The sequence below is a fragment of the Bartonella sp. AP65SXKL genome, assembly GCF_042195725.1.
Classification (GTDB): Bacteria; Pseudomonadota; Alphaproteobacteria; order Rhizobiales; family Rhizobiaceae; genus Bartonella.
Genome location: NZ_JBHIOW010000034.1, coordinates 1 through 2,653 on the forward strand (window position 1 = coordinate 1; position 2,653 = coordinate 2,653).

The 2,653-nt window shown below is 38.4% G+C and carries 3 protein-coding genes; all 3 read left to right on the forward strand.

The features are described from left to right. The coding region (locus ACFIMP_RS09255; protein ID WP_375613876.1) for an ABC transporter substrate-binding protein at positions 1-708 on the forward strand (708 nt) is incomplete at its 5' end. Between the two features lie 372 nt (positions 709-1,080). Continuing rightward, on the forward strand, positions 1,081-1,269 hold the full coding sequence (locus ACFIMP_RS09260) for a hypothetical protein (protein ID WP_375613875.1): 189 nt from the start codon (positions 1,081-1,083) through the stop codon (positions 1,267-1,269). 356 nt (positions 1,270-1,625) lie between these two features. After that, a partial coding sequence (locus ACFIMP_RS09265; RefSeq protein ID WP_375613874.1) for an ABC transporter substrate-binding protein occupies positions 1,626-2,653 on the forward strand: 1,028 nt, incomplete at its 3' end.

Sequence of the window (2,653 nt, forward strand, 5' to 3'; positions counted from 1 at the left end):
TTTGCTAAGGAAAAAGTACGTTTGGCGATGCGTTATCTCATAGATTATGAAGGTCTTGGCAAGAAGCTTCTCAAAGGTGTTGGTGTTCCACGGGCCAGTTTTATTCCTCTTGGCAACTTTGGGGCTTTAGATGAAAAAGAAGGGCAACCCTTTAAACTTGATATTGCAAAAGCCAAGCAGCTTTTAGCAGAAGCTGGTTATCCGAATGGGTTTGAGGCAAATTTTCTCGTATCAAATGCTCCTTATAGGGTGTTGCTTGCTCAGTCACTCCAAGATAGTGCCGCAAAGGCGGGGGTACGTCTTAAAATTGAACGGATGGCCGGTACACAGTTGTTTTCTAAACTTTATGCACGGGCTTTTGATACGATTTTTGTCGGATGGAATAATGATTCTGCGGATCCTCATACTATGGCTTCACGTCTTGTTTATAATCCAGATAATCGGCTTGAGGCAAAAAATACCGCCTATCCTAGTTGGCAATATGGGTATTTGGATGAAACGATGAATCAAAAGGTTCAGGATGCATTGTTTCAAAAAGATCCGCAAAAACGGGCACAACTCTATGCTGATTTACAACGTGAATTGATGCAAAAAGGACCTTATGCGTTTATCTTTCAGAAATATACTGTTATCGCGATGACGCCTGATATCAAAAAGTGGGTTTGGAATAGTGCGCCACATATTTTTTATAGTAAAATTGAAAAATAAGAGTGTCTTCAATGCTGTTCAATAGATAAAGGGCATCGTCATGATATATTCGGCGTATTGTATAAATTTTAAGCTTTGCAATGCGCCGAAGATCATAGGTAATGCGTGATATATTGTTGAATGTCTTTTCAAGACATTCGTTTAAAGATATTTTTCATTCTCATTAGAGGTGTATTTAAGTGGATGTTAAGATCGATATTTCAATTTTTCTGAATTAGAAAGTGGTCAATTTATTTGTTAAAAAACTGAGTATAACATAAAGAAACGAAGTGTAACAAATATCGCGGAATTTAGTGGTGCTAAAGGTGCAAAGGTTTTGCGATGTTGAAGGAAAGTTTTGTTATGGGGGTACACAAGGGATATCAGTTTTTTATGGTGTTTATATTTTCTTTTGCTTTGAAAGATGATGAGATGTCATTTGGAGGGTGTTATTTTACGGGGAGTGATGAAAAAATTAAATTTTCTTTTGAAGAAGGAATAAAAGTCGTTGCATTTGGCAAACTAACGAATTTTTCTGTTTTATCAAATCGTCAAATTGTTATGAAGGCTCGTTGTTATTAAGGTACTTGAGCTAAAAGGGGTAGTGCTTTGATGGTATAGAAAACGCCGGAAGAAATACGAGACAAGCTTGCTTAACAAGATAGAAAAAATACAGGTTTTATAGTCTTCAATAGTAGGCGTTATGATATCGTGATTAAGCTCTGTTGTTGGTGAGCATTCATTGTATATTAGAGTGTTTTCCTTTGTATGTTTTAGTTTGGCTTATAAGTGTAGACAAGAGGAGTCATTGGCAAGAGGTGCTTGTTCTTGAAGATTTTAAAGTTTGGTCTTTAGGAGCCTATCGTTCGTCTAAACTTAAATTAAGCACGTTTTGCTGCATGGAGAATTTATACAATAAACGTTAAAAGGAAAATTCTATGAACGTGAAAAGAAAAATATTGAAAAAGGGCAGTTCTTTTGTTTCTGCTGTTCTTGCAATGGGGATGTTTGTGCAACAAGTTTCAGCAAAAACACCCGCCGATACGCTTGTGATGGCTTGGAATCTCGATCCAATAAATACATTTGACCCTGCACAACTCAATGACCGTTATGGAATTGAAGTGGTTAACAATATTTGTGATAATTTAGTCGTTTCTGCTACAGATGATGCGGCTAAAATGGTTCCCTCGTTAGCGAAGAGTTGGGATGTTTCAAGTGATGATCAGAGTACGGTGATTACTTTTCACTTGCGTGATGGTTTAAAGTTTTATGATGGTCGTCCTGCGAATGCCAATGATCTTGTTTGGGGTATGAAGCGGGTTGTCAAATTGAAATTGTCTAATGCAGCAACATTTAATGAATATGGGATTACAGAACAAAACGTTGATGAGGCTTTTCAAGCACCGGATGACAAAACGGTGGTGATGAAATTTGATAAACCTTATCCAGCAGAGCTCATTCTTAGCAATATTTCCACTAATCGCACTACTGCCTTGCTTGATCGTGAGACACTCATGAAAAACGAACAAGATGGCGATATGGGAAACCGATATTTGGCCAGTCATTCTGCTTGTGTTGGTCCTTATCAGCTAGAGAGTTGGCGCCCTGGAGAAGGAATTTTGTTGCGTGCAAGCTCCAATTATTGGGGGGAGGCGCCTAAATTGAAGAAGATTTTAATTCGCCATGTCGCGGAGCCTGGAACGCAACGTTTATTATTGGAAAAACATGATATCGATGTTGCACGTAATCTGATGCCAGAGGATTTGGCAGATCTCCAAGCAACAACGGATATTAAAGTTGAAAAAGTGTTGGCGCCCTCCATGATCATATGGGGATTTAATGCGACAAACCCTATTTTTGCCAATGAAAAAGTGCGTTTGGCGATGCGCTATCTTATTGACTATGAAGGACTCGGTAAGACTCTTCTCAAAGATGTTGGTATTCCACGTGCAAGTTTTATTCCTCT